Here is a 26455-nt window from a genome sequence, read left to right on the forward strand (position 1 = left end):
ACTTGGAGTATTAGGAACTAGTTACTTAGGTATAAACAAACACAGATTCGATGGTGATGCTTAGCATGACCTGATTGCAACAAAATAAGGAGCCTAGCTATGGGTATTTTCTCTCGATTCGCCGACATTGTTAATTCAAACATCAGTGCTCTATTAGATAAAGCAGAAGATCCTGAAAAAATGATCCGTTTAATTATTCAGGAAATGGAAGATACATTAGTAGAAGTGAGAACCAACTCAGCAAAAGCGATTGCTGATAAAAAAGAGTTGGCACGCAAAGTTGAGTCAATGGAAGCTGCCATTGATGAGTGGCAGCAAAAAGCAACCTTAGCGCTAACTAAACAGCGTGAAGATCTAGCAAGAGCTGCGCTAATTGAAAAGCAAAAACTGCAAGACATGCTGAAAGGTCTGCATACAGAGCAAACGTTAGTTGAAGAGACCATCGACAAGTTGACTGGTGAAATCAGTAAATTAGAAACAAAAATTACTGAGACTCGTGCTAAGCAACAGGCTTTAGCTATTCGTAGTCAAACCGCTTCTAATCGCCGTGATGTTCAAAAGCATCTGCATACTGCGCGTACTAGTGAAGCCATGGCTAAGTTTGAGCAATACTCGCGCAAAGTCGATGAGATGGAAGCAGAAGCAGATTTATATGCGAAAACGGGCAACGCTAAATCTTTAGACCAAGAATTCGCAGAGCTGCAAGCTCAAGATGAAATTGAAAAAGAGTTAGAAAAGCTAAAAAAGCAAATGGAAGATAAAAAGTAATTCCAGTTATATTTTGTTAAATTTATTAGGTAGATAACGTTATTTTAGATTGCCGTTCATCTACCTTTCATTAAGGAGTTATTTATGTCGTCATTTTTCATTGCTGGTCCACTGATCGTATTTCTGATTTTCGTTGCTCCTCTATGGCTGTTCTTGCACTACCGTAGTAAGAAAACCGCTAGCACAGGCTTATCTCAGGAAGACTTGCAACGACTGGAGACACTATCAGAGAGAGCTGCCACTATGCAGAGCCGAGTTGATACGTTAGAGCGTATTTTGGATGCTGAATCTCCAAGCTGGAGGCGTCGTTATGAATAAACGTGAGTTATATCGTGATACCGTCAATGGCAAAATCACTGGCGTATGTGCAGGTTTGGCTAACTACTTTGCGTTGGAAGTATGGTTAGTTCGTATTTTAGTGATTTCAGCAGCTCTGCTTGGTGGTAGTTTCTTAGTCATTCTCGCCTATATCGCGATGACGCTGATGATCGAAAAACAGCCACCTAACTACGTTGAAGCGATCAAAGCCGAGCAAGAACACAAGCTGAAAAATAAACCTTGGCAGCAAGGTCAAACGCCTGAAATGTTACTCAACACGATTGAGAAAGATTTTCACAATTTAGAAAACCAAATTCGCGACATTGAAGCTTACGTCACTTCTGACGCGTTTAAAGTCGATAAAGAGTTTAAAACGCTATAGTGACTCAGTTGAATTAGCCAAATTGAGCCTTCAGGTGCATCCGACACAGTGAAGGCTCAAAAGTGCGACGTTTCGCTCATATACTGGGCAAATTATTAATTTTCATAATAATTTTTGTCATGTCTATGGAAGAGGCGGTATCATTCATCTATCTTTGTAACTAATCGCTGCAAACGGATGATTGATTATGCGCAAATCTATTTTGTTTCTTGCGACAGCCGCTTTACTGAGTGGGTGTGGCAAGGAACTTCCTCCTGTTCCCGAGCCTGATTCAAGGCCAGCAAAGCTATTTACTGTTTCTATCGGCAATGCCCAGTTTGAACGTACCTTTCCAGCCACTTCAGAAGCAGGTGACAAAGCGGTACTCGCGTTCCGAGTTCCCGGCCAACTCCAGTCTATTGATGTTGTTGCAGGGCAATCTGTAGATAAGGGTGATGTGTTGGCATCACTTAATCCAGATGAGTACACACTTTTAGCGAAGCAAGCAGAAGCTCAATATCGACTCGCTGATGTTCAATACCAGCGCTATAAAAAGCTACGTAAAGACAAAGTAGTGTCTGAGCAAGATTTTGATGAAGCGAAAGCCAAACGAAATTCTGCTAGAGCCACTTTGGAACAAGCGCAAGCCAACTTACGCTACACGCGCTTAGTTGCACCTTATAAAGGGACTATTTCAATTGTTCCTGCTGAGGCTCACGAGTATATAGCGGCTAAAGAAGGCGTAATGAACATTCAGACTACGCAGCTAATGAAGGTTATTTTTCAACTACCCGATCATCTTCTAAATCGCTTCGCGAGTGGCCTTAATCTGACTGCAAACATGACCTTTGACGCCTTCCCTGAAAGTCAGTATGAACTCATGTTCCAAGAAGTGGATACTGAGGCAGATCCAAAAACAGGTTCTTACAAAGTTACCATGGTAATGGAAAGGCCAGAAGATGTTGGTATCTTGCCCGGTATGGCTGGTTCCATTCATGTTGCCGTTGAATCTACCGGTGCAACGCGTATCCCTCAATCTGCACTGATGAAAGAAAACGGTCAAACGTATGTTTGGCGAGTCGATTCACAAGGTATCGTTGCTAAAGCTCTAGTTGAATTAAATGACAAACAGCAAGTGCAAAGTGGATTGAACGAAGGCGATCAGATCGTTATATCGGGTGTAAACGGTATTGAATCTGGGATTAAGGTTCGAGAGTGGATCAAAGAGCGAGGTCTATAAGATGAAGCAGTGGTTAAATCTATGTGCGCTCTCTTCGGCTGCACTGTTAGCTGGGTGTGGTGGTGAACCACAGTATGTTGATTTTGGTACACCCAAGGTAAAAGTTCTTGAACTCGCAAACCAAGTCATTAACGAAGATCGTCTTTATTTTCCTGCAGTTGCAAATGCGGCAGAGCGCTCTCATTTGAGTTTCCGTGTTGCTGGGGAAATCAGCAAAATTTACGTTAAAGAAGGTGATCATCTTGAAGAAGGTGAACTGATCGCCGAACTGGATCCTACAGACTACAAACTTGAGGTAGATAACGCGGCCGCACGTTATAGCGTAGTTGATAGTCAGTACAAGCGTTCAAAACCGCTTGTTGATAAAGGTTTACTAGCGAAGTCCCAGTTTGACGAGATAGCAGCGAATCGTCAGATCGCTTATGCGGAGCTTCAATTGGCCAAACTTCGCCTATCTTTTACTAAGTTGAAAGCCCCTGTTGATGGGATTATCTCGCGGGTTAACGTTGACCAGTTTGAGAATATTCAGGTTGGTCAGCAAATCGTTAATATCCATAGTGTAGAGAGCGTTGAGGTTCTTATACAACTTCCCGATCAGCTCCATGCAAACCAACCTACTCAAGAATCGTTAGAAAATATTGAAGCTGTCGTGCGAGTGCCGAGTGGTAATGAATATAACGCCAGTATTAAAGAGTTTACTACTGAACCTGATCCGGCTACTGGCACATTTACCGTGACTTTAACGCTACCTATGCCTGAAGAAGAGTACATTCTTGACGGTATGGCGGTAGAAGTCACGTCTAAGGGTAAAGACGTTGGTTTAGAGCTTAAAGGTGGGGTGCAGGTGCCTATTGAAGCCATTTTTAATGGTGATGGAGACTCACTGGATAGACAAAGCAAATATGTGTGGGTACTCAATGCAGACAACTCTGTATCCAAGCAGAAAGTGGTGACTGGAAAGGCGAGTAAAGATGCCGTTCAAGTCCTTGATGGTCTGAGCAGTGACCAATCGGTTGTGATAGCAGGTATTTCTAGATTAAGGGAAGGAATGCAGGTGCAAGTAGTTAAGCAGGAGGCGGGTAATGAGTGAACACAATAACAACTCGCCGCAAAGCGATGATGATGTAACGGGAATCGCGGCTTACTTTATCCGCAACCGTGTGATCAGTTGGATGATCTCATTAATCTTCTTGATTGGTGGCGCTGCGGCTTTCTTTGGTTTAGGGCGATTGGAAGACCCTGCGTTTACTATCAAAGATGCGATGGTCGTGACTTCTTACCCGGGTGCAACACCCCAGCAAGTAGAAGAAGAAGTAACTTATCCGATAGAGAAAGCGATTCAACAGCTTACCTATGTTGATGAGGTAAATTCCATCTCAAGTCGTGGTTTGTCGCAAATAACGGTTTCGATGAAAAACAACTACGGCCCTGATGATTTACCCCAGATTTGGGATGAATTACGTCGAAAAGTAAACGATCTAAAAGGTCAGCTACCACCTGGGGTGAATGACCCGTCGGTGATTGATGATTTTGGTGACGTTTACGGTATTTTGCTAGCGGTAACAGGTGATGGCTACAGCTACAAAGAGCTACTCGATTATGTGGATTATCTACGTCGAGAGCTAGAGCTGATTGACGGAGTCAGTAAGATCTCGGTCTCAGGTGAGCAGCAAGAGCAGGTCTTTATAGAGATCTCGATGAAGCGTTTGAGCACTCTTGGTATAGCTCCGAACACAGTATTTAACTTGTTATCCACTCAGAATGTCGTTTCTGATGCAGGCGCAATTCGGATCGGCGACGAATACATTCGAATTCATCCTACAGGTGAGTTTAAGAATGTGGATCAGCTCGGTGATTTAATCATTACCGAGAGTGGCGCGCAGGGACTGATTTACCTGAAAGATGTCGCTGAAATTACCCGTGGTTATGTTGAAGTGCCGAGCAATATCGTCACTTTCAATGGTGAACTGGCACTTAACTTAGGGGTTTCCTTTGCTCAAGGGGTAAACGTTGTTGAAGTTGGTCAACGTTTTGATCGACGTTTAGCAGAGCTTAAGTACCAGCAGCCAGTGGGTGTTGAGATCTCTGAGATCTATAGCCAACCTAAAGAAGTTGATAAGTCTGTGAGCGGGTTTGTTGTCAGCCTAGGTCAAGCGGTCGCGATCGTTATCATCGTATTGCTGTTCTTTATGGGACTAAGATCAGGCCTGTTGATTGGTCTTATTTTGCTACTCACCGTTCTGGGTACTTTCATATTTATGAAGTACTTTGCTATCGATTTACAACGCATCTCCCTAGGTGCTCTGGTTATCGCTTTAGGTATGCTGGTGGATAATGCCATTGTGGTGGTCGAAGGGATATTGATTGGCACGCAGAAAGGGCGGACGCGGATGCAAGCCGCGACAGATATCGTGACTCAAACCAAATGGCCGTTGCTAGGTGCGACAGTGATTGCGGTGACAGCGTTTGCGCCAATCGGTTTGTCTGAGGACGCGACAGGTGAGTATTGTGGCACCTTGTTTAGTGTGCTTCTCATCTCGCTGATGTTGAGTTGGTTTACCGCCATTTCTCTTACTCCATTTTTTGCTGATATCTTCTTTAAAGGTCAGAAGTTTAAGCAAGATGGAGCGGAAAGCGATCCATACAATGGGATGATCTTTGTAGTGTACAAAGGCTTCCTTGAGTTTTGTATGAAGCGTGCTTGGTTAACCGTTGTTGTGCTTATTCTGGGTTTAGCAGCGAGTATTGTTGGCTTTACCCAAGTTAAGCAATCGTTCTTCCCGTCCTCGACGACACCTATCTTCCAAGCAGACATCTGGTTGCCTGAAGGAACCGATATTCGTGCAACGAACACCAAGCTCAAAGCTTTAGAGTCTTGGTTATCTGATCAAGAAGGTGTCGAGCACATTACCACTACAGCTGGTAAAGGTCTGCAACGCTTTATGCTGACCTATGCGCCAGAGAAGAGCTATGCGGCTTATGGTGAAATTACGACTAGGGTAACTGATTACGAGCAACTTGCGAATTTGATGACGAACTTCAGGCTGCATTTAGAGGACAAGTTCCCTGAAATCAACTACAAGCTGAAGCAGATTGAACTTGGTCCAGGCGGCGGTGCGAAAATTGAAGCTCGTATTATAGGCTCAGATCCAACAGTACTGCGTGGTATCGCTAAGCAAGTTGAAGACATCATGCATGCCGATCCAGGCGCAACTAACATTCGTCATGACTGGCGTGAACGCACTAAAGTGCTTGAGCCGCAATTTAACGAAAGCCAAGCTCGTCGTTACGGTATCAGTAAGTCTGATGTGGATGAGTTTCTTGCGATGTCTTTCTCCGGTAAGTCTATCGGTGTATACCGAGATGGTACGACCTTAATGCCAATCGTGGCTCGCTTACCAGAAGACGAACGTGTCGACATTCGAAATATCGAAGGTATGAAGATATGGAGTCCTGCACTTAGCGAGTACATCCCACTGCAACAAGTCACTATGGGCTACGATATTCGTTGGGAAGACCCAATCATAGTACGTAAGAACCGTAAGCGTATGCTAACGGTCTTTGCTGATCCTGATTTGCTAGGTGAAGAGACTGCCGCGACACTTCAAACTCGTCTGATGCCTCAAATCGAAGCGATTGAGTTACCACCGGGCTATTCATTAGAGTGGGGCGGGGAGTATGAGTCTTCGGGTGATGCCCAAGAGTCACTCTTTACTACTATGCCGATGGGCTACTTGTTTATGTTCTTAGTCACCGTATTCTTGTTTAACTCAGTGAAAGAGCCGTTGATCGTCTGGTTAACGGTACCACTGGCAATCATTGGTGTGACGACAGGTCTACTGGCTCTGAATACCCCATTTGGCTTTATGGCCTTGCTCGGTTTCTTGAGCTTGTCCGGTATGTTGCTTAAGAATGGTATTGTCTTGTTGGATCAGATCGAGATTGAAATGCACTCGGGCAAAGACCCATATGTGGCAGTGGTTGACGCAGCATTAAGTCGCGTTCGCCCTGTTTGTATGGCGGCGATTACGACCATCTTGGGTATGATTCCTCTGCTTCCTGACATCTTCTTCAAGCCGATGGCGGTAACCATCATGTTTGGTTTAGGTTTTGCGACAGTACTGACACTTATTGTCGTACCAGTGTTGTATCGTCTATTCCACAAAGTAAAAGTGCCAAACTAACTAAACTAGAAGTAAACGCCCCTGACTTTGTCGGGGGCGTTTGTTTTTATAAGGAGACAATCAATGAGCAAGGATACAACTTGTGCTTGGGCGATGAATCATGAACTTGAGCGTGAATATCACGATGCGGAGTGGGGCGTCCCCGTTTATGATGACAAAGTACTGTTTGAGTTCATAACCTTAGAAGGGGCTCAGGCAGGGCTGAGTTGGATTACGATTCTAAAGAAACGCGAGGGTTACCGAGCCGCGTTTGAAGGTTACGACCTATTACGCCTGTCGCAGTATGATGAAAGTCACGTCGAGCGAATTATCGAAAACTATGATGTCGTCAAACATCGAGGCAAGATCACCTCTGTATTTGGAAATGCACGTGCGGCTTTGGCACTGATTGAAGAATATGGCAGCTTATCGAACGCTTTGTGGCAGTTTGTTGATGGTAAACCGATAGTAAATAATTGGACGCAAATGAGTGATGTGCCTGCTTCGACAGAGCAATCAAAAGCAATGAGCAAGTTTCTCAAAAAGAAAGGCTTTAAGTTTGTGGGCGAAACGATCTGCTACGCCTTTATGCAAGCGGTCGGTATGGTTGATGATCACCTAGTTGACTGCCCAAAGAAAGGGGCTAAATAGCATTGGGCAGCACACTTTGTGCTGCCAACATGTTTGGCTAACGACTTTGGTCATGAATCCTCTCAAGGGCTTCGACACGTCGCAACTGTGTTGAATCGAAGCTCTTTTCTCTTAGCTGTGCGATCTGTAGCTGTTTATCTTGCTCGGAAAGAGAGTTAGACGTGAGTAGCTCATCCCTACTTACTAAATAGGAATCTAGCGTTGTTTGAAATACAGCGCGTTGCAGGTCGAGCTCTGCCAATCGTTTAGCCCCATCTTCACCAACTAACTCACTTCTAGCGATGTATTTATCTTGGTCATCAAGCTTTGATACAGAGTCCAATTCTACAACCAGCCGATTGTTTTTTTCTGCTGCCTGAATGTAGTTAGGCATGTCATTGAGTTGGTCTTCTAGTAAGCTCTTTTTTTGCTGGGCATCTAGATCATTTTCAGTGATTTTCGCTTTGTTAATCGCCAATTGTCGCAACAGATTCTCTTCTTCAAATAGCAGCTTTATTTCTTGCTCAGAGAAATAGCGAGACTGTAACGCTAAGATCTGCGCGTGAAGTTGTTCGAGGTCTAGAGCAGTAAGTTGGGTTGCTTGCAAGGGTTCAAGCTCTGCTAACGCTTCTTTGTACTCCAAATAAGTGGCAAACAATACTTCCTCGTTACTCAATTCGCTTTCTGTTGAAGCACGGTCATTCACCTTCTTTTTTATCTCATCAAGACTTTGTTCACCTAAACTGCTTAGTGAAAAATCAAAAAAGTGCTTGGGGGTAGTTGTGTCAACGTCTACATCAGCTTGAGAAAGGATTGGGTCTGCAGTTTCCTGTTGCCTATCGGACAAATATAAGACCGTTCCAAATCCAATTGAAGTGATGACAGAAATGGTGATTAGAACGGTCTTTTTCATTGATTTACCCTTACAGTCCTTGTTGTTTCAGGCGGTTTGCGTGTTGGCGATAGAGTGTGACGGGATCGGTTTCAAATAGGTGGTGAATACCCAAGAGACCGTTAATTTCATCCAGGTGATTCATTTTGTAATCATCACGAATTACTTTACCTAAGTGAGTACTGCATGCGCCAACAAGTCCGTCATTGGGTTCGTCAAATGCCCAGCCGAGTATCACCATCGCCCCATCAGTTGGATCCAAAAGGTTGGTAAAAGTGGAAGACCCTGTCCATGAGTAGTAATAGACGCCATTACTGGCGAGAAGATCCCCGTTTCCACATGCAGTGCTAGGAATGCCATATGGATGATGCTGATTGAAAGCCAGAGAGCCTTCAGTCGTCAACGCTTCCAAAGAGGCCAAAGGGTCTTGTTCAAGATCTGTGCCTCCTGACAGGAGATTGATAAGGGTGGTTAAGCCCCCTGCCAGTTTTACGGCCAATCCTTCCAAGCCTGAGCCTTCAGGGACATTTCCTCTTACTAGATCGGCGACTTTTGAGCCCTTGTTTACGCCACCAATACTAGTGACTGAGGCCACGAGGTCGGGCCTAACTGAAGCAACGTAACGAGCCGTTGGTCCACCGTGACTATGGCCTATTAGGTTGACTTTGGTCGCCCCGGTAGCAGCGAGCAGTGTTTCTACTTGTTTGAGAAGCTGCTCTCCTCTGACCTCGGTACTGTTAGAGGCAGATACCTGAGCAACATAAACAGTCGCGCCGTCTCGGGTTAGTGAGTGCGGTATTCCATAGAAATAGTCTACACCTGCGAGAGTATCAAAGCCGAAGAGTCCGTGGACAAGTACAATGGGATATTGAGTTTGAGTATAGCCACCTGCGTGGGCAAGATTGGTGAGTGTCGGTTGTCCAATTGCGAGTGCGCAAGTCAGGACAAGTGAGTAGATCAGTTTCAATGTTAGCTCCTTCTGGTATGACCTCTGATGAGATATTTAACCGTAGAAGAAAAACTGAGCTATACGAAATATGAATAGTTAAAGAAAGATTAAAACGTGATGTTGAATTAAAAACCAACAGCTTTAATTAACGAAAGATCTTAGAAAATTGTTTTGATTAAATTGTTAATAAAATCAAAGCATTAAAAAGCCTCGCAAGCGAGGCTAAATAGTGAAATTTGGGAAAGTACTATGCGGTAGCTTCTTTTTCGAGAATCAGGGCGTTGTATCGCTCTAGCCCTGCTTCCAGATCAGCGATAAGATCATCGACGTCTTCAAGTCCAATATGAACGCGAATCAGGGTTCCCTCAAAATTAGGGTTAGCGACTGTGCGCAGACTATTGAAGCTCTTCGGTTCATTGGCAAGAATCAGACTTTCAAAACCGCCCCAAGAATACCCCATACTAAAATGCTTCATTCCATCTAATAGGGCTGTCGTTGCTCGTGGGTAACTGGTTTTCAACACAAATGAAAATAGGCCATTTCCACCGGTAAAATCGCGCGTGAAAAACTCGTGACCAGGACAAGTTTCAAGGGCGGGGTGGCGAACATGATCGACTTCAGGTCTGCTTTGAAGCCACTGCGCCACTTTCAAGCTGTTTTCCGCGTGTTGACGCAAGCGTATATCCAAAGTGCGAATTCCGCGTAAGCCTAAGTAGGCATCATCAGGAGACACACATTGACCCATTAGGTAGCTTTGCTCGCGTAATTGATCCCAGTATTGCTCGCTGGCTACCGCAGTGCCAAGCATCACATCTGAATGTCCGACAATGTATTTAGTTGCCGCTTGAATTGAAATATCAACACCATGCTCAAATGGAGAGAAATTCACCCCAGCCGCCCAAGTATTATCGAGCATAACGATGATATCGTGTTGGTGTGCAATGCTCGACAGAGTAGGTACGTCTTGTACTTCCATGGTGATCGAGCCCGGAGACTCAAGGAATAGAACTTTTGTGTTTGGTTTAATGAGCTCTTTGATCCCTTCACCAATCGTTGGTTCGTAGTATGTGGTTTCTACGCCCATCTTCTTGAGGATTTTATCGCAGAAATCTCGTGTTGGTTCGTAACAGGTATCGACCATCAGAACGTGATCGCCCGTTTCAATAAACGATAAAATAGCGTTAGAGATAGCGGCAGTACCACATGGGTAAAGGGCGCATCCTGCACCACCCTCGATCTCTGTCATTGCATCTTGGAACGCAAAATGAGTCGTGGTGCCGCGGCGCCCATAAAATAGCGTTTTGTTTGCTCTGTTCACCGTTGCATGGTGTTTTTCTGCCACAGTGTTAAAGACGACTGTTGAGGCTCTTTGAACGGAAGGGTTAACCACACCGTTGGTCCACTTTTCATCGCGACCAGCGGTAACGAACTTGGTCTGCTTACTTTCTGACATCGGAAGTCCTTATCGAATACTTTACCTTATTTAAACCACGGCGAAGCATGAATAGCAAGGGATTAAAGCAGAGGATTAAACAGATAAAATACACGCTCTAAAAAGCGAGAGAATAGCGTTCGCTTTTCCCACTCTTCGATATCGACGATATGTGATTTTTCCATATAACTTTGTTGGAGCCAGAACATCTCTTTGGTGAAAGCAAGATCATCGATGGCTAAGGTGAGTTCGAAATTAAGCCATAGGCTGCGCATATCCATATTTACTGTCCCAACGAGACAAAACTCCTCGTCGATCACAACGGACTTGGTATGGAGCAATCCACCATAAAATTCGTAGATCTTGACACCAGCGCTTAGTAGCTCGCTATAAAATGCTCGTGACGCCCATTGAACCATCAACGAGTCATTTTTGTGTGGAATGATAAGTTCTACATGAATGCCACGTTGCGCCGTCATCTTAAGGGTTTCAAGTAAGTCAGAGCTTGGGACAAAATAAGGGGTAGTGATTCGAACCGAGTGGTTAGCCTGATTAATCGCAAGCGTTAATACTTGAGAAATCAAATGTTCCGGCATACCAGGCCCTGAAGGAACCACCTGCACGGGATGTTGCGGCTCGTCAGGGTTAATACGGCACTCTGGAATAGCAGGGAATGCACGTGAACCCGTTTCAACTTCCCAGTCCCAACAATGAATAGCGGAAAGGACATTAACAGTAGGGCCAGTAACGCGAATCATAATGTCGATCCACTGTCCTATACCGGAATCTTGCTTAAAATAGGCAGGATCGACGAGGTTCATTGAACCTGTGTATGCGACTTTTTCGTCTATAACGATAATTTTTCTATGTTGACGCAGATCTAAGCGTCGCAGGAAGATACGCCATGGGCTGACTTCTAGTGCCTGAACGACCTCTACCCCCGCACTGCGCATCATTTTCAACCATTCGCTGCGAAAGAAGCGTGGGCTGCCTGCGGAATCCAGTAGCAATTTAACATTTACGCCACGTTTTGCGGCACGAATCAGAGCGGAAGCCACCGAATCGGCCAATCCACCTGGATGCCAAATGTAGAAAACCATGCGAATACTGGTTTGCGCATTTTCTATATCTTCGATGATTGAGCGCAGAATATCGTCGGGCGAGCTTTGTAAAGAAAGAGAGTTACCTGACAGAGCGGGTAGGCCTAGGCGGTTGTTACAAAGCTCATCAATTCGATAAATATGACGACCAAAGCTCTCTGGGGAGTGAGCATGACAGTCGTTAAGGTTCGAGAACCAGTCAGCAAAAGGAGAGAGCATCTCCTTCGCACGTTCTGCTCTTTTTCGACCAAGGTTGAGTTCCCCAAATAGGAAATAGCAGGCAACGCCGAGAATAGGGATGATATAAATGATCATCAGCCAAGCCAGCGAAACACTCACTGCACGACGCTTTAGCACCACTCGAATTGTCACACCGGCAACCAGAATCCAGTAAAAGACAATCCCAGCAAGTGTAAGAAAGTGATAAAACTTTTCCATTCAGTAACCTAGGTAATCCAATGCTATCCAATATTAGAACTCTGGACGAAGGACGACAAGCGACAAATTTTCAAAGAATGTAACGAACAGGAAGTAGAAAGAAAAAGAATGATTCTGTTATGAGAATGTAAAATCTGGTGTATAGTAGATGTTAAAGACTAAAAAAGCAGCATTTAAACATATTAATTACATTTGTGGTGGAAAAATACACTAATTGGGCTTCCAATTTTAATCTTAAACTGCTTTACTTGCCATAACGTTAGCGTCACTGATAATTTTATTAAGTGTAAAAATAATTATACACCACTTTTTAAGACGCCTAACAGAAGCAAACACAACTTAAAAACGATTTAATGGAGTAACCGTGGCTACTAGTTCAAGTGTTCAGGCCCGTGATACATGGGGGTCTAAATTAGGCTTCGTAATGGCCGCAGCAGGTTCTGCTGTTGGTTTGGGCAATATATGGAAATTTCCTTACACGGCAGGTGAGAGCGGCGGCGGCGCGTTCGTTGCTATTTACCTTCTTTTCGTGATTTTTATCGGCTTTAGCGTAATGTTAACGGAATTCGCTATTGGTCGTAAGACAGGTCTATCAGCTGTAGGTGCGTTCAAAACGACTGACCGTCGTTGGACGTTCACAGGTGTTATGGGTGTGCTAAGTGGTCTACTGATTATGGGTTTCTACCCAGTCGTTGGTGGTTGGGCACTGGCATATATCTTTAAAGTGGGTGGCGGTCTGCTAAGTGCGCCTGAAGCAATCGGTGATAGCTTCGGTGGCTTTATTTCGGATCCTGTTCAACCTCTGATGTGGATGGGTATCTACCTGATGCTTAACATCGCTATCGTTATGAAAGGTGTTTCTGGCGGTATCGAGAAAGCGGGTAAGATCCTAATGCCTCTACTATTCCTAATCCTGATCGTGGTATCAGTGAAAGGTCTAATGTTACCTGGTGCGATGGCAGGTCTTGAGTTCCTGTTCATGCCAGATTTCTCTAAAGTAGACAGCAGCGTAGTACTTGCAGCTCTAGGTCAAGCGTTCTTCTCGCTAAGTCTAGGTATGGGTTGTATGTTGACTTACGGTTCTTACTTGAAGAAGAAAGAGAACCTAGTTCAAACAACTGGTATGGTTACTGCAATGGACACAGGTGTTGCAATCCTAGCGGGTGTCGCAATGTTCCCTGCAATGTTTGCATTCGGTATGGAACCGGCAGCAGGCCCAGGTCTAGTATTCGTCGTTGTACCCCAGCTATTTGCTGAAATGGGCGGCGTAATTGGTCTTCTGTTTGCACTCATGTTCTTCATTGGTCTAACAGTAGCGGCGCTGACTTCTTCTGTATCTCTACTTGAAGTAGTGGTTTCTTACCTAATCGATGAGAAAGGTATGAAGCGTTCTACAGCTGTAATCAGCGCAAGTGCGGTAATGGCGACATTATGTGTGTTCGCATCGCTTTCTCTAGGTGGTGTAGGACCAACGCTATTTGGCACTGGTGCTTTCGATATCTTTGACCTGTTAACTGACAAGATCTTCCTAGCGGTTGGCGGCATGTTAGTGTGTATCTTTGCTGGTTGGCGTCTATCGCGCTCAGAGCTAGAGAAAGAAATCACTAACGATGGTGAAGTATCTTTCCCACTGTTTGGTCTATGGTACAACCTAGTTAAGTACATCATCCCAGTGGCTATCGCAATCGTTGCATTTATGGGCATTAAGTCTGGCTTCGATAGTGGTAAAGGTGAAATCATGCTGCTAGGTATTGGTATCATCGCTCTAGCAGGAGTCTTCTCTAAGAAGCTCTAAACCTGACTGATTAGTTACGTCAAATAAAACCTCCCAAACTGGGAGGTTTTTTCGTTTCTATCAACTACTTTTATTAAAGAGAATCATCATTAAGCCGATAATGTTCGGTAACAAGAATGGAATTCAAATGTACGTTGTTTAAGGAAGGTGCTTTGTGAAGTGGTCTGTACGGAAAAAACTCTATGCTGGTTTTGGTTGTGTCCTTGCCATCATGACAATAATGGCAGGGGCTATTTGGTCAGAAGTGACCAAGTCACATGCAGTCGCCACTGAAATTCGTAATGATGATGTCCCCGAAGTAGTGGGATATCTCATCTTAATTGATGAAGCAGGTGATGTTTATCGAGACGCAACGGGCGCTATAACCGGTGTGTCAGGTGCGTTGGGAGATTATCAAAGAAACAAACAAGAATTTGCAGATGCGATCGCTGCTGTTAAAAAACTGGAGACCCCTGGAGGGGCCGATCATCGACGTGTTGAGCAAATCGAACGCTTAATGGCTGGGTTTACCCAAGGCTTTGAACGAGACATAGTACCACTTCTTGGTGATAAAAGTGCACTTGAGCAAGAGATTAGCCAGCTACGTAATCTCTATGAAGAATATCTAACGCCTATCGAAGGATTGCTTGATGAGGCTTCATCGGCAGAAATAACTGAGACTGACGCTTCTCTTCTCTATCTAACCGATTCTTTTGATACGATTGAAAATACGATTGTGGTGCTGTTTGTTATTGCGCTCGTTCTAACGTGTGTCATTGCTTATTGGTTATCAAACTCCATTACAACGCGTTTATCCAACCTTGATTCTGTGGCACAAAAAGTGGCGGAAGGGGACTTAACGGCGGATGATATCGTCGACAATTCAGGAGATGAGCTGGCGAATCTAGCGGGTTCAATTAATAAAATGCAGTCATCTTTGACTACACTGATTGGCTCTATCTCATCTGTTTCCAATCAGGTTCAGCATGTAACGGCTGATCTCTCGAATGTCAGCCAAGATATTGTTGCCGGAGCATCGTCGCAGGCGGATAAAGCTAACTTGATTGCGACAGCGGCAGAAGAACTCAGCTTAACTATCTCAGAAGTGGCACAACAGGGTTCAGCGACATTTGAAGAAGCACAGAAATCTGAGCAAAGTGCAGAATCTGGCCGTAATGTTATTACTGAAATGGTGGATTCCATTCAACAGGTGAGTTTGCAGATGACGGAGATGTCGACACAAATGAATGAGCTTGGCGCACATGGTGAACAGATTGGCTCAGTCATTCGCGTTATTGAAGGCATTGCTGAGCAAACAAACTTGCTTGCCCTGAATGCAGCGATTGAAGCCGCCAGGGCAGGGGAGTTTGGTCGTGGATTTGCTGTTGTTGCTGATGAGGTTCGAGCTTTAGCGGAACGGACTACGACGGCTACCAAGGAAGTGGCTGGGATAATCCAACAGATCCAAACCGGAACGCAAGAAGCTGTGACCTATACGCAAGAGAACTGCAAACTAGTAGAGATTGGTGTTGAACGTAGTTCTGGTGCGGTTACTGCCTTAGAAGAAATCGTAACCGGGGCAGCTAATGTCCAATCTATGGTCAACTCAATTGCCACAGCAGCAGAAGAGCAAACAGCTGTAACCAAAGAGATTGCCGCTGATATTACCTCTATTAGCGACATTTCAGAGCGTTCACTGCAGTTAGCCAATAGCAGTTCTGATAATGTTAATGGTCTGAACTCTAAAGTGGCAGAGCTAGAGAGCTTAGTCAGTAAATTCAAACTGAGCTAAGTCAAGCGAGACTGGCTTTCACAAGGAGAATGGGTATACTCATGCCTCCGAAGTGGAGCCAGTCAAATGTTTGATATTTTATATACCCATCCTGACTTTATCGTCATTAACAAACACCCTAATGTTTCCGTGCATAAAGATGATGGCGATACCATGCTACTGCAAGAGGTGGCTAAGCAAACTGAGGATCTGCAGCTTTTTCTTATTCACCGGTTAGACAAAATGACGTCAGGCATCTTATTGCTCGGAAGAAACTCATCCGCTGCCAGAGAACTATCGAATCAGTTTGCTCAGCGTAACGTGGAGAAGTTCTACCTCGCCATTGGTAGCAAGAAACCAAAGAAGAAGCAGGGCTTAGTGATTGGTGATATGGAGCGTTCTCGGCGTGCTTCTTGGAAATTGATTAACACTCAAAACAACCCCGCTGTAACCCAGTTTTTTTCTACAGCCTCTTTGCCGGGAGAGCGACTGTTTCTATGTAAGCCACACACAGGTAAGACGCATCAAATTCGCGTCGCATTGAAGTCGGTCGGTTCGGGTATTGTTGGCGATCCTATATATAACGGCGGTAGTCACTCTGACCGCGGTTATTTGCACGCGTTTGCGCTTCGCTTCGAACTGAATCACCAAGCTTACGAGTTTGTATGTGACCCACGCAACAACAACGTGCTTGGCAAGAAGTGGAATGATGAAATTACCAGTCAAGGCATTGAGGCTTGGCTAAAACCTTGGGAGCTATCATGGCCGAAGATCAACAAGTAGTGCCTGCAACTATGCAGTCAGAGCAACTACCTGTCTTTTTTGAACAACTGAAACTTCAACTCGAAATCGCACCGAATGAGGTTCGTCGCCTGTTTCATGGTCGTGGACGTAGATTCGAAGGCTTAGAACAGCTGACTTGTGATTGGATTCAAGGTCAGCTCATTGTCAGTCTGTTTAAACAGGTTAGTGACGATTTTATTGAAGAGTTAAAGCAAGGACTGACGACCTTATCTGAAAGTGAGTTGTGGCAACAGAAGCAAGGGAAAGTCATCGTTGTTCAGTATCGTTATGCTGAAGGCGCGCCGTCAGAAGTATTGTTAGGCGACTTGGACAATCGACCTGTTGTCGAAGAGTCGGGCTTAAAATATCAGCTTGATATTGGCCGTAACCAGAACTTTGGTCTGTTTCTGGATATGCGTCTTGGTCGTGACTGGGTAAAAGCGCACGCCAAACATAAAAATGTCCTTAACCTTTTTGCTTATACCTGTGGTTTTTCTGTTGCTGCAGTTGAGGGCGGGGCAGACCAAGTAGTGAATGTGGATATGTCTCGCTCTTCATTATCGAAAGGGCGCGAGAATCATAAATTAAATGGTCACAACGTTAATCAAGTTAAGTTCTTAGGCTATGATATTTTCCGCTCATGGGGAAAAATCAGAAAAATGGGTCGCTATGATCTGATCGTGATTGATCCCCCTTCATTTCAAAAAGGCAGCTTTGCTTTAACTAAAGATTACAAACGTATCCTTAGAAAATTGCCAGAGCTATTAGCGGAAGGCGGTGAAGTGATTGCATGTGTTAACTCTCCTCAAGTCACAAGCCAGTTTTTAATCGACAGCATGCAGGAAGAAGCGCCGCAATTAAGCTTTGTCGAACGTTTGGATAACCCACCGGAATTTGAAGATATCGATCCTGAGGCTTCGTTGAAAGTACTCAGGTTTAAGTAAGACCAAACGAACTAGAGTTGTTAAAGCGCCTACTTAGGCGCTTTTTTTGTATCTCAATAACAAGAACCTCTCACACCTTTGAGTTAATGCAACTAACTATTGTGAGAAAATTCGCACAATAAACTGATAAATCTTGATTATAGTAGAGAACTAACTGGATGTAACAGTTTTCATTTTGTCTCAAAAGTAAGACTTTGGACTCTCGGTGGTATTTAATAGATCTATATAAGATCTATTGTTATATAAATTAATAATTAAAAATATAATTATAAGAAATGCCTTACATATAATTGGTAAATTTTTGATCTATTTTTGATTGAATTTATAAATTTATGCATTTTCCCTCTGGTTATATTATTTATTCGATTTAATTAAGATTTATTTTTTGATTGATTGCCTATTTTTAAATTACTAATATGCGCTCCCTTAATTATCCGAATTCATTTTTATCGGATTAAAATTAATTAAATATTGAATTTAAAACCACAATTCAGAAAGGAAAGAGCATGTTAACTAAACTATACGTACACGCTAAATTAGCCCTTGAAAACTACAAAAATGACGAGCGCGGTGTTACTGCAATTGAATACGGCCTAATTGCGGCTGGTGTTGCCGTAGTCGTCGGTGCTGCTTTCTTAGGAGAAGATAGTATTTCAACGCGCCTTAGCAACATTTTTGATTCTGTTAAGGATGCTTTAGTAGCAGGTACTCCTAAAGCTTAAGTCATTAAATTGTCTTATAAATTAGAGTGGCTAATCCTATTAGCTACTCTTTCTCTTTTTGCTATCTACATTGATATTAAAGAGAGAAAAATCAGTAATAGGGTTTGCTTCCTTATAGCAATTGTCAGCTTAGGCTACGCCTATTTATATTCTGAAGTTCAAATTATATCGCCAGTTATTATTTTGTTAGTTGGGCTATTACTTAGCCAGTTCAACATCTTAGGTGGTGGGGACTCAAAGCTTTTTGGTGCTTACTCGATCGCGATAGAGCCGCAAGTGTTGCCCATAGCTCTTATCACTATCTGTTTGGTTGGAGGCTTGGTCAGCTTGGCTTATTTGATAAAAAAAATGCTTAGTCGCAACACATTCAGTAGCATTCCCTATGGAATCGCTATTTCTGCTGGCGGGTTAGTCGGCATCGTTGCTTCTATGTAGGGAGTTCAATTGAAAAAGAAAGTAATTCTTGTTGTAGCAAGCTTTGCAGTTCTTTTTGGTCTGTTCGGACTGGCGGGAACGTTAAGCAGTTCTCCAAAATCTAATGTGCAACCTGAAACCAAAAAAGAAGTATATGTATCAGTTTGGCGCTTGAATAAAGATGTCTACCTTGGCGATAAGGTAGAGCGAAATGACATAAAGCTAGTTCGTTTACCTGAGCGTGAAGCCAATGCTTTAGGTGTGGCGAAAGATATGTCATTTGATTTTGCAACTGGTGCTATTTATGCCCAAAACCTTAGTGCTGGTGATTTGGCCTTTAAAGAGCGGATTGTTGCACCAGACCAAGAAGGTTATGTTGATCTCGTGATTGGTGATAATCGCGTTCCTTACGCAATTAAAGTGCAGCCGCAATCCATTGTTGGTGGCGTGATTACCCACGGCACAATGATTGATGTATTAGCGCTTTCTTTACCCACTGAGTTCTCGCTCGAAACGGCAGAGACCCAAACCACACGTAAGCGAAATATGTTTGTTACCCCAGTACTCACTGGTGTCAAAGTATTGCAAGTAAACAAAAGCGTAATCGATGCGACTCGCACTACCCCTGCAACGAGTGAAATTAACTTAATCCTTGAGCTGACTCGTAAGCAAGTTGCGACCATTACTGTGGCAAAAAGAATCTCTGAACTTGAAGTTCATAAATCTATCGGTGAATACCAGAAATCAGATCTCCATGCTGATGCGGGTGATGTGCTATCCAACTTCAAATCTGTGGTCGAATATCGCTCGAGCGATGTAACCATTAACTGAGGCTTCAATGAAAAAGTTACTTATCTCTCTTTGTGCCTTATTTTTTTTAGTGCCTTCTATTTCAAGCGCGCAAAGAAGTACCTATCTCTCTGAAGGTGAGATGGAAATAATCTCAGTTGGCGAAGATATAGACTCAGTCTTTATTTCCAACCCAAAAGTGGCTGACTATCAAGTGATTGATAAACGCAAAGTTGCTTTATTCGGCAAAGCCTTAGGTGAGACGGGATTCGCTGTATTTGGCACTAGCGGAAAGACACTCACTAAACGTCAGGTGACAGTGAATACCTCGCTAACAGAGTTAGAAAGCCAAGTTCAACTGTTGTATCCCAATGCCAATGTAAAGTTGACTCATATCGGTGACAACGTTGTCTTAACTGGCACCGTTGTAAACGAAAAAACCAAAGATGCCATTAATCTGATGGTCGGTGAGCTGTTAGAGAAAGAGAAAGAAGAATTCACGATAGAATGGAATTATGGTGATGAAGACAATGAAATGGAGTTTATGAAGCGCTTTCATTTCACTGGCGTTGTCAATCAGATCGAAGTCGTTACCCAAAAACAAGTTAACGTAAAGCTGTCGATTGCGGAAGTGTCTCATTCATTCCTTGAAGAGTTTGGTGTTCAGTATGGTAGCCAAGGTCAGAGTGCGGGTGTTTTTGTTAATCCGCTAACCTCATTTAGTGCTTCGGATATTATTTCTGTTATTACCGCTATGGGTAATGACACGGTCGGGCAAATTCTCGCCCAGCCGAATCTTTCCGTTATGTCTGGCGAAACGGCGAATTTCCTAGTTGGTGGTGAATTACCAGTCGTCACAGTCGTTGATGGAACGACTAACGTTGAATACAAAGAGTTCGGTATCCGTCTTGACCTTATGGCTAAGGTGCTTGAAGACGACAAGATTAAATTGTCGTTAATGCCAGAAGTGAGCTCGCTAGATACCCAGTACAGTAATGCTTCCTACAATTTGCCAGCATTAAAAACTCGCCGTGCCAGAACCACTGTTCAGCTTGCTGATGGTAAAAGTTTCGTTTTGGGTGGATTACTGAGTACCGAAGACAAAGAGTCGTTGAGCCAAATTCCATTTATTGGCGAAATTCCAGTGTTAGGTGCACTGTTCCGTTCTTCAGGCACTGAAAGAACACGTACCGAACTCGTGATTGTAGCGACGGTCAACCTTGTTCAGCCCGTTGAACCAAGTGCAGTTCAGCTACCAACAATGCAGAGAACCACGAGTCTTGAGCGATTTTTTAATGTTGAACCAACCTCGTCGAATAAAGAACAAAATAAATGGGCAAATGAAATCTACGCGACCGGAGGCTTCAAGCTATGAGGAAGGTAACTCGTAAATCTCTTTGGCAAGCGGTGAGTTTGTGCACGCTATTTGTTTTGGCTGGCTGCGCAGAAACGGTTTCAACCCGACAAGGTCAAGCTATTCACACCGTGCCAATGGTTTATACCTGGTCTGCTTTATTTGAGCAGGTGGGTCTAGAAAATGCTAAGCAAGATGTGCGCACACTGATCAATAAGAACTGGGACTTAGTCGTGAGCAAAGGGTTAGATCTCCAATGGTCGACAAATCGAGGTAAGCAGCTGGCAACTTCGCTTCGTAAGGAGCTAATCGAGCGTGGTGTTGATGCAAAGCATATCTCATTTACCCAAGAGAGCTTGAGTAACAATAAGGATATCGCTGTTCGATTTCATTACACCAAGGTGGTCACGGAGCTGTGCTCGCCAAGTAAAATCGGCCAGTTTGGCGCGTACTCTGAAGGTTGCTTTGCTGAAAATGCACGTTGGCAATCCATGGTAAATCCAGAAAAAATGCTGTCTTCGCAGCCTGTTGCTAAGTAGGGGGACAGATTTATGTTTGATTTAGTCGATAAGCTGCAAAGTAAGCCTCTAGAGGATACGGTTAAGAAAGAGACCATTACCTCGGTTTTGTTTCATCAAACCCAAGAGTGTGTCGATCTGGTTGATGAAGCCTTTCGTTTCGAGAACATCAATGTTCCTACTATGGTGCCAAATGGCGATCAAAATATTAAACAGCATGTGCGTGAGTCTCTGGTAGAGATCGTCATTGTTGAGTTGAACCTTAGCGAAAACGTTACTAAGGATATGGAGCGCATCAGTCATTTGCTGCCCAACAGTGCTTCGGTGATTGTTATTGGTAGTGAAGACGCAATTTCTACCATTCGTAACTTAAAAGAGATGGGCTTTTACTATGTGTTCTGGCCAATCACAAAGCAAGAGCTGATCGATTTTGTTCGTAATGTAAACAACAATCGCCAACGAAACTCTGGCTTAGGTAAGGATCGCACAGCAAAAAAAGTTGGTATTTGGGGTACAAAAGGTGGTGTCGGTGCCACCATGTTGACCGCTGAAATTGCTTTTGAGCTATCTAACCTAAAAAAATCGAGTAGTTTGGTGGTCGACCACGATTTTCGTGGTGGTAATTTGGATATCTTCTTGGGTCTTAAGCGATTTGAGAAGAAACCCGTTTCGAGAGCCTCGATTGCATCAAGCGTCGATACAACCTATGCCGCAAGCATGGTGAAAAAGGTCGACAACATGCTGGCGGTCATGTCGCTTGAATCGGATGACCTTAATGAACTAGAGCTGAAAGAGTACGTTCGCACGCTAACGGCAGAGCTCGCCGGAAACTACAATTTTATTATCGAAGATTTGTCCCGAGCGAGTAACTCTAAGCAAGATCTCGACTATATATCATCGTCTTGCGATGTGATTGTTTTACTCATTGAGCCAACGGTCTCAAGTGTTCGTGAAGCTAAGCGTACGATGCGTAGCTTGGAAATGGCGGATTCTAACGCTCGTTGCTTGTTTGTTCTGAACTACACCATAGCAGAAAAAGCCGCAACGATTAGCCCAGTTGACATTAAAGAGTTTTTAGGTCGTGAACCTGATGTGGTTCTGCCGAATGAGCCAAGAATGAGTAAGTTAGTCTTAGAACAAAAACACATCTACCAGCATGACTATCCAGTTAGCCAAAACCTGCATAAGCTCACCGCGATGCTGCTTGGTCAATCCGATGAAGGCGACAAAAACAGTTGGCTACGTCGCATGCTGAAGCGAGGCAAATAATGGACATCAATAAGTCAGCTTATGTTCAGATCCGCAAACAGATCTTCGAAGCGCTAGATGCTGAAGTTGTTCAAAGTCTGTCTAAAGATGCGCTAACGGTTCAGCTATCCAACGCCGTCGATATGCTGATCGACAAGCTTGGGTTCTCAGTGGCAAGTGTTATTCGTCGTGAGTATGTCAAAGGACTTGTCGACGAGTTGCACGGACTGGGTCCTTTGCAATCTTTAATGGAAGATGAGTCGATCAGTGACATTATGATCAATGGCTGTGACAAGGTGTTTGTCGAGCGCTACGGCTTGGTAGAGAGAGCCAATGTCTCCTTTATTGATGAAGACCAACTACAGCAAATCGCTAAACGTATCGCTAGCCGAGTCGGCAGACGCGTTGACGAATCTTCGCCAACCTGTGATGCCCGATTGCCTGATGGAAGCCGCGTTAATATCGTTATTCCACCTATTGCGATTGATGGTACGTCAATCTCAATCCGAAAATTTAAAAAGCAATCCATTGAGCTATCTGAACTGGTTGAATTTGGCGCGATGAGCCCTGAGATGGCACGCATCTTAATGATTGCTGCTCGCTGCCGACTCAATATTTTGATATCTGGTGGTACGGGTTCAGGTAAGACAACCATGCTTAACGCCTTGTCACAATACGTGTCAGAGAAAGAGCGCATTGTGACCATTGAAGACGCGGCAGAACTGAAACTGTTGCAGCCTCACGTTGTGCGTTTGGAAACGCGCACCGCAGGTATCGAAGGTTCAGGTGCGATTAATCAGCGCGACTTAGTGATCAACTCACTGCGTATGCGTCCTGACCGAATTATTGTTGGCGAATGTCGTGGCGCAGAAGCGTTTGAAATGCTTCAGGCTATGAATACCGGCCACGATGGTTCTATGTCTACTCTGCACGCCAATACACCCCGAGATGCACTGGCAAGAGTAGAGTCAATGGTGATGATGGCGACAAGCAGTTTGCCACTAGAGGCGATTCGCCGGACGATTGTTAGTGCAGTCGATCTCGTGGTGCAAATCAGTCGCTTGCACGATGGAAGCCGGAAAGTGATGAGTATTACCGAAGTTGTTGGTATTGAAGGCTCAAACGTGGTGTTGGAAGAAATGTTCCGTTTTCAGCCCGCTTCAATGGGCAATGAAGATGGCAAAATTCGCGGGCGATTTGTCACTGCGGGCCTTATGCAGCGTTCGGTTCTGGTTGAGAAAGCCAAATACTTTGGTCTAGAGCAACAGCTAACCGAAGCCTTTAATGTTGGTGAACCTGCATGATCTATTGGTTGGCCTTGATTCTTGGCGGATTGACCTTGCTGGTGGCGTTTTGGCCAAGAAAAAGCGAGCAAAAAAACTACTATTTGGAAGAAGCAAACACATCGTTGATGGTTAGTTCCATTGATGAAGCTCAACAAGCGGTTGACCTTAAAGCGCTATCTGACAAAACCTTCATCGATGTATTGAAAGCAAGAAGCAAAAACGTAAAGCGTCAGTTAGGCAAAATGGCTGAGGTGAAATTGACTATCTTTAGCCTCGTCTTAGTGGTTGGCGGAATAGTGCTCAACAATAAGTACTTGCAGACAAACTTGTTGGTGGTCGTTTCAAGTGTGTTAGTGCTTGGCTGGGTATTTGGCTATTTGTGGTTGCAAAAGCGTCAGCGCCAGGCTTTCGAAAGTGCCTTCCCTGATGCGTTAAATATGCTGTCTAGTGCGGTAAGTTCGGGTGAGAGTATTATGCACGCGATCATTTATGTCGGACGCACTCTACAGGGTGAAGTCGGTAATGAATTTAAGCGTATGGGGGAGAGGCTTCAGCTTGGAGAAACACCAGACAATGTGTTTCGTAAATCTTGTGACCGCTTTCCTTATCCTTCTTTCTATTTTTTCGTTATAACCTTGCGCGCAAACATGCAGCGTGGTGGTCAGTTGAAAGATGTGATTGCGCGCCTAAATCGACTGATGTTTGATGCGAGAGCGATAGAGAAGAAGAAGTATGCTTTGACTGCGGAAGCGAGGATGTCGGCGAAAATCGTCGCGGTGATCCCTTTTTCAGTCTTGTTCTTACTGCAGTTTGTCAGCCCTGACAATTTTGAGTTTCTACTGTTTGATCCGGCAGGAAAACCCATCCTCTACTACTTGATTGGCAGTGAGTTTATCGGTCTGTTGATTGTTTGGATGTTGATGAGAGGGGCGCAAAAATAATGTCAGCGCATTTGATCATTTTTATCACCCTTGTGCTCATTACACTAGGTATCGCGATTGTTGGTTACCAGATCTGGAGTACGGCCAAGCGTCGTAAGATGCTAAAAACCTACGCGTTACTGGACGATAAAAGCCAAGAAAAGAAGCACGATACTGATAGCCACCTAGAGCAGGCATTAGAAAAACTGACTTCTTCATTCTCTTCACAGGAAGATGACATTAAGGAGAAGTTAGAGGAGGCAGGTCTACACAATCAGAATTTAGCTAAGTACTACATGCACTCTAAGTATGGGGTATCAATACTCGGTGTTTTTCTTATCTACCTTGTAGCAAATATGTACTCATTGCCTTCTTCAAAAATGATAGCGGGTATGGCCGTTTGGTTTATTGCATGTATCATTACTCCTGACTCGTTACTCGCGGCAAGAAAAAAGGCGCGCCAGCAACGTATTTCCGGACAGTTACCTTATTTGCTTGATCTAATGGCCATTTGTGTTCAAACCGGCATGACGCTAGAAGCAACGATTAAGTATCTCTCTATAGAGCTAAGGGCGTTTGATAAAGAACTTGCTCTGCTACTAGCTAAAGTGGATGACCGGGCAAAAATTGTCAGTCTAGAGAGGGCATTAGACGAACTGTATGAAAAACTGCCGACTCCTGAGATCCGTAGTTTTGTAATGACCTTAAAACAGAGCCTGCAATATGGCTCATCCATTTATCAAGTGCTGACCACGCTTGCGTCAGACATTCGTGACGTCAACATGCTCGCGGCTGAAGAGCGCATTGGCAAACTGGCTGCAAAAATGTCTATGCCATTGATTGTATTCATCATGATGCCGATTGTGGTGATCATCTTGGCACCTGCTGTAATGAGGTTCATGGACCATGTATAAATTGATGCTGTTATCAGCTTTGCTACTGAGTGGTTGTGCAACCACACAGACTTCTGATCCTAGTTCAGTGATTAACGCGAATAAGGAGCAGATGTATGTTGAAGCAAACAACCAGGAAAAGCTTATTGAGTTTTACAAGCAAGAGTTGCGCGAGCAGGAAAGTGCCGACACTCGTATTAAGCTCGCGCGTACCTATTTAGCGATAGAGGATCCAGAGTCAGCGATTTTTGCTATCAGTCAACTTAATGAAAAATCGAAAGGTTTTGATGCTTATCTGATATTAGCCAAAGCTCACTTTCAGTTAGGCGAGATCGATCCGTCAGTTGAGAATGTATCCACAGCATTGTCGTTAAACCCTAAGAGTGGTGAAGCGTATAATCTTGCTGGCGTCTTAGCTGCGGTGGAAGGGAAATTTGAGCTAGCGGAGCAGTATTTCATCGAGGCAAGAAAACTGTTTTATGCCGATGACGCAGTGAAAAACAACCTAGCGACCCTGTATCTGATTCAGGGCCACTACAAACGTAGTTACGACTTATTGCTTTCTGTTTATCAGGCTAATCCAAAAGATGCCAAAACCGAAGCTAACCTCGTTATTGCTTTGGTGAAGTTAGGCGATCTCAACCAAGCTCAGCAAATGCTTGAAGACAAATATGATCACAAACAGACACAGCAAATCATAAACTCAATCCGCGTTGGTGATTTCAGCAATGCGAACTTTGAGTCTTAA

General features: G+C 44.1%; 25 protein-coding genes. 21 read left to right on the plus strand and 4 right to left on the minus strand.

Features of this window, described 5'->3' with window-relative positions; all coding sequences use genetic code 11:
* Positions 1-99: 99 nt before the first annotated feature.
* The 7 genes from pspA (at position 100) to AC6R16_RS12155 (ending at position 7501) form a co-directional block, all read left to right on the plus strand.
* On the plus strand, positions 100-768 hold the full coding sequence (gene pspA, locus AC6R16_RS12125) for a phage shock protein PspA (protein ID WP_500640715.1): 669 nt from the start codon (positions 100-102) through the stop codon (positions 766-768).
* An 84-nt stretch (positions 769-852) separates the two neighbouring features.
* Entirely contained in the window at positions 853-1086 is a 234-nt protein-coding gene (gene pspB, locus AC6R16_RS12130; protein ID WP_500674502.1) for an envelope stress response membrane protein PspB, read from the plus strand.
* Entirely contained in the window at positions 1049-1468 is a 420-nt protein-coding gene (gene pspC, locus AC6R16_RS12135) for an envelope stress response membrane protein PspC (RefSeq protein WP_500640713.1), read from the plus strand. The genes pspB and pspC overlap by 38 nt, the downstream gene beginning before the upstream one ends.
* A gap of 187 nt (positions 1469-1655) precedes the next feature.
* Complete coding sequence (locus AC6R16_RS12140; RefSeq protein ID WP_500674503.1) at positions 1656-2687, plus strand: efflux RND transporter periplasmic adaptor subunit; 1032 nt, start codon at positions 1656-1658, stop codon at positions 2685-2687.
* Position 2688: 1 nt separating this feature from the next.
* Entirely contained in the window at positions 2689-3777 is a 1089-nt protein-coding gene (locus AC6R16_RS12145) for an efflux RND transporter periplasmic adaptor subunit (protein WP_500640711.1), read from the plus strand.
* The gene (locus AC6R16_RS12150) at positions 3770-6871 is read left to right on the plus strand and encodes an efflux RND transporter permease subunit (protein ID WP_500674504.1); all 3102 of its coding nucleotides are present in this window, start codon (positions 3770-3772) and stop codon (positions 6869-6871) included. The genes AC6R16_RS12145 and AC6R16_RS12150 overlap by 8 nt, the downstream gene beginning before the upstream one ends.
* A 63-nt stretch (positions 6872-6934) precedes the next feature.
* Entirely contained in the window at positions 6935-7501 is a 567-nt protein-coding gene (locus AC6R16_RS12155) for a DNA-3-methyladenine glycosylase I (RefSeq protein WP_500674505.1), read from the plus strand.
* 37 nt (positions 7502-7538) lie between these two features.
* On the opposite strand, the gene AC6R16_RS12160 is transcribed toward AC6R16_RS12155, so the two are convergent.
* The 4 genes from AC6R16_RS12160 to cls all read right to left on the minus strand — a co-directional run bounded on the left by AC6R16_RS12160 (position 7539) and on the right by cls (position 12291).
* A complete protein-coding gene (locus tag AC6R16_RS12160) occupies positions 7539-8393 on the minus strand; it encodes a lipase secretion chaperone (RefSeq protein ID WP_500674506.1) in 855 nt (284 codons plus the stop codon).
* Between the two features lie 10 nt (positions 8394-8403).
* The gene (locus AC6R16_RS12165) at positions 8404-9339 is read right to left on the minus strand and encodes an esterase/lipase family protein (protein WP_500674507.1); all 936 of its coding nucleotides are present in this window, start codon (positions 9337-9339) and stop codon (positions 8404-8406) included.
* 229 nt (positions 9340-9568) lie between these two features.
* Positions 9569-10774 carry a cystathionine beta-lyase gene (locus AC6R16_RS12170; protein ID WP_500674508.1) on the minus strand — a complete coding sequence of 402 codons (1206 nt, stop codon included), beginning with the start codon at positions 10772-10774 and terminating at the stop codon, positions 9569-9571.
* A 62-nt stretch (positions 10775-10836) separates the two neighbouring features.
* Positions 10837-12291, minus strand: a complete 1455-nt coding sequence (gene cls, locus AC6R16_RS12175; protein WP_500674509.1) for a cardiolipin synthase — start codon at positions 12289-12291, stop codon at positions 10837-10839.
* A 364-nt stretch (positions 12292-12655) separates the two neighbouring features.
* Here cls and AC6R16_RS12180 point away from each other — a divergent pair, with 364 nt between their 5' ends.
* The 14 genes from AC6R16_RS12180 (at position 12656) to AC6R16_RS12245 (ending at position 26455) form a co-directional block, all read left to right on the plus strand.
* On the plus strand, positions 12656-14086 hold the full coding sequence (locus AC6R16_RS12180) for a sodium-dependent transporter (RefSeq protein ID WP_500640705.1): 1431 nt from the start codon (positions 12656-12658) through the stop codon (positions 14084-14086).
* Positions 14087-14240: 154 nt separating this feature from the next.
* Complete coding sequence (locus AC6R16_RS12185; protein ID WP_500674510.1) at positions 14241-15857, plus strand: methyl-accepting chemotaxis protein; 1617 nt, start codon at positions 14241-14243, stop codon at positions 15855-15857.
* A 66-nt stretch (positions 15858-15923) separates the two neighbouring features.
* Positions 15924-16619 (plus strand): TIGR01621 family pseudouridine synthase, encoded by a 696-nt coding sequence (locus AC6R16_RS12190; RefSeq protein ID WP_500640703.1) that lies wholly within the window; start codon positions 15924-15926, stop codon positions 16617-16619.
* A gap of 11 nt (positions 16620-16630) precedes the next feature.
* The gene (locus AC6R16_RS12195; protein WP_500674659.1) at positions 16631-17563 is read left to right on the plus strand and encodes a class I SAM-dependent methyltransferase; all 933 of its coding nucleotides are present in this window, start codon (positions 16631-16633) and stop codon (positions 17561-17563) included.
* A 506-nt stretch (positions 17564-18069) separates the two neighbouring features.
* Complete coding sequence (locus tag AC6R16_RS12200) at positions 18070-18285, plus strand: Flp family type IVb pilin (protein ID WP_004748017.1); 216 nt, start codon at positions 18070-18072, stop codon at positions 18283-18285.
* 9 nt (positions 18286-18294) lie between these two features.
* Complete coding sequence (locus AC6R16_RS12205; protein ID WP_500674511.1) at positions 18295-18720, plus strand: A24 family peptidase; 426 nt, start codon at positions 18295-18297, stop codon at positions 18718-18720.
* 9 nt (positions 18721-18729) lie between these two features.
* Positions 18730-19530, plus strand: coding sequence for a Flp pilus assembly protein CpaB (gene cpaB, locus AC6R16_RS12210; RefSeq protein WP_500674512.1), 801 nt, complete (start codon positions 18730-18732; stop codon positions 19528-19530).
* A gap of 7 nt (positions 19531-19537) precedes the next feature.
* Positions 19538-20863 carry a type II and III secretion system protein family protein gene (locus tag AC6R16_RS12215; protein ID WP_500674513.1) on the plus strand — a complete coding sequence of 442 codons (1326 nt, stop codon included), beginning with the start codon at positions 19538-19540 and terminating at the stop codon, positions 20861-20863.
* On the plus strand, positions 20860-21381 hold the full coding sequence (locus AC6R16_RS12220) for a hypothetical protein (RefSeq protein ID WP_500674514.1): 522 nt from the start codon (positions 20860-20862) through the stop codon (positions 21379-21381). The genes AC6R16_RS12215 and AC6R16_RS12220 overlap by 4 nt, the downstream gene beginning before the upstream one ends.
* Positions 21382-21393: 12 nt before the next feature.
* Positions 21394-22629 carry a CpaE/TadZ family protein gene (locus AC6R16_RS12225; RefSeq protein WP_500674515.1) on the plus strand — a complete coding sequence of 412 codons (1236 nt, stop codon included), beginning with the start codon at positions 21394-21396 and terminating at the stop codon, positions 22627-22629.
* Entirely contained in the window at positions 22629-23912 is a 1284-nt protein-coding gene (locus tag AC6R16_RS12230; RefSeq protein ID WP_500674516.1) for a TadA family conjugal transfer-associated ATPase, read from the plus strand. The genes AC6R16_RS12225 and AC6R16_RS12230 overlap by 1 nt, the downstream gene beginning before the upstream one ends.
* Positions 23909-24835 carry a type II secretion system F family protein gene (locus tag AC6R16_RS12235; RefSeq protein WP_500674517.1) on the plus strand — a complete coding sequence of 309 codons (927 nt, stop codon included), beginning with the start codon at positions 23909-23911 and terminating at the stop codon, positions 24833-24835. Before AC6R16_RS12230 ends, AC6R16_RS12235 begins: the two co-directional genes overlap by 4 nt.
* The gene (locus AC6R16_RS12240; RefSeq protein ID WP_500674518.1) at positions 24835-25728 is read left to right on the plus strand and encodes a type II secretion system F family protein; all 894 of its coding nucleotides are present in this window, start codon (positions 24835-24837) and stop codon (positions 25726-25728) included. The genes AC6R16_RS12235 and AC6R16_RS12240 overlap by 1 nt, the downstream gene beginning before the upstream one ends.
* Entirely contained in the window at positions 25721-26455 is a 735-nt protein-coding gene (locus AC6R16_RS12245) for a tetratricopeptide repeat protein (RefSeq protein WP_500674519.1), read from the plus strand. The genes AC6R16_RS12240 and AC6R16_RS12245 overlap by 8 nt, the downstream gene beginning before the upstream one ends.

Source organism: Vibrio sp. R10-SG3-ISO10 (genome assembly GCF_059834185.1).

Excerpts from the sequence above, each read along its gene's own strand:
- AC6R16_RS12140 (WP_500674503.1), top strand. The coding sequence starts at position 1,656 with ATGCGCAAATCTATTTTGTTTCTTGCGACAGCCGCTTTACTGAGTGGG.
- AC6R16_RS12240 (WP_500674518.1), top strand. The coding sequence starts at position 24,835 with ATGTCAGCGCATTTGATCATTTTTATCACCCTTGTGCTCATTACACTA.
- AC6R16_RS12245 (WP_500674519.1), top strand. The coding sequence starts at position 25,721 with ATGTATAAATTGATGCTGTTATCAGCTTTGCTACTGAGTGGTTGTGCA.
- AC6R16_RS12235 (WP_500674517.1), top strand. The coding sequence starts at position 23,909 with ATGATCTATTGGTTGGCCTTGATTCTTGGCGGATTGACCTTGCTGGTG.
- AC6R16_RS12170 (WP_500674508.1), bottom strand. The coding sequence starts at position 10,774 with ATGTCAGAAAGTAAGCAGACCAAGTTCGTTACCGCTGGTCGCGATGAA.
- AC6R16_RS12160 (WP_500674506.1), bottom strand. The coding sequence starts at position 8,393 with ATGAAAAAGACCGTTCTAATCACCATTTCTGTCATCACTTCAATTGGA.
- AC6R16_RS12200 (WP_004748017.1), top strand. The coding sequence starts at position 18,070 with ATGTTAACTAAACTATACGTACACGCTAAATTAGCCCTTGAAAACTAC.
- pspC (WP_500640713.1), top strand. The coding sequence starts at position 1,049 with ATGCTGAATCTCCAAGCTGGAGGCGTCGTTATGAATAAACGTGAGTTA.
- AC6R16_RS12155 (WP_500674505.1), top strand. The coding sequence starts at position 6,935 with ATGAGCAAGGATACAACTTGTGCTTGGGCGATGAATCATGAACTTGAG.
- AC6R16_RS12145 (WP_500640711.1), top strand. The coding sequence starts at position 2,689 with ATGAAGCAGTGGTTAAATCTATGTGCGCTCTCTTCGGCTGCACTGTTA.
- AC6R16_RS12195 (WP_500674659.1), top strand. The coding sequence starts at position 16,631 with ATGCAGTCAGAGCAACTACCTGTCTTTTTTGAACAACTGAAACTTCAA.
- AC6R16_RS12215 (WP_500674513.1), top strand. The coding sequence starts at position 19,538 with ATGAAAAAGTTACTTATCTCTCTTTGTGCCTTATTTTTTTTAGTGCCT.
- cls (WP_500674509.1), bottom strand. The coding sequence starts at position 12,291 with ATGGAAAAGTTTTATCACTTTCTTACACTTGCTGGGATTGTCTTTTAC.
- AC6R16_RS12225 (WP_500674515.1), top strand. The coding sequence starts at position 21,394 with ATGTTTGATTTAGTCGATAAGCTGCAAAGTAAGCCTCTAGAGGATACG.
- AC6R16_RS12230 (WP_500674516.1), top strand. The coding sequence starts at position 22,629 with ATGGACATCAATAAGTCAGCTTATGTTCAGATCCGCAAACAGATCTTC.
- AC6R16_RS12190 (WP_500640703.1), top strand. The coding sequence starts at position 15,924 with ATGTTTGATATTTTATATACCCATCCTGACTTTATCGTCATTAACAAA.
- pspB (WP_500674502.1), top strand. The coding sequence starts at position 853 with ATGTCGTCATTTTTCATTGCTGGTCCACTGATCGTATTTCTGATTTTC.
- AC6R16_RS12150 (WP_500674504.1), top strand. The coding sequence starts at position 3,770 with ATGAGTGAACACAATAACAACTCGCCGCAAAGCGATGATGATGTAACG.
- pspA (WP_500640715.1), top strand. The coding sequence starts at position 100 with ATGGGTATTTTCTCTCGATTCGCCGACATTGTTAATTCAAACATCAGT.
- AC6R16_RS12220 (WP_500674514.1), top strand. The coding sequence starts at position 20,860 with ATGAGGAAGGTAACTCGTAAATCTCTTTGGCAAGCGGTGAGTTTGTGC.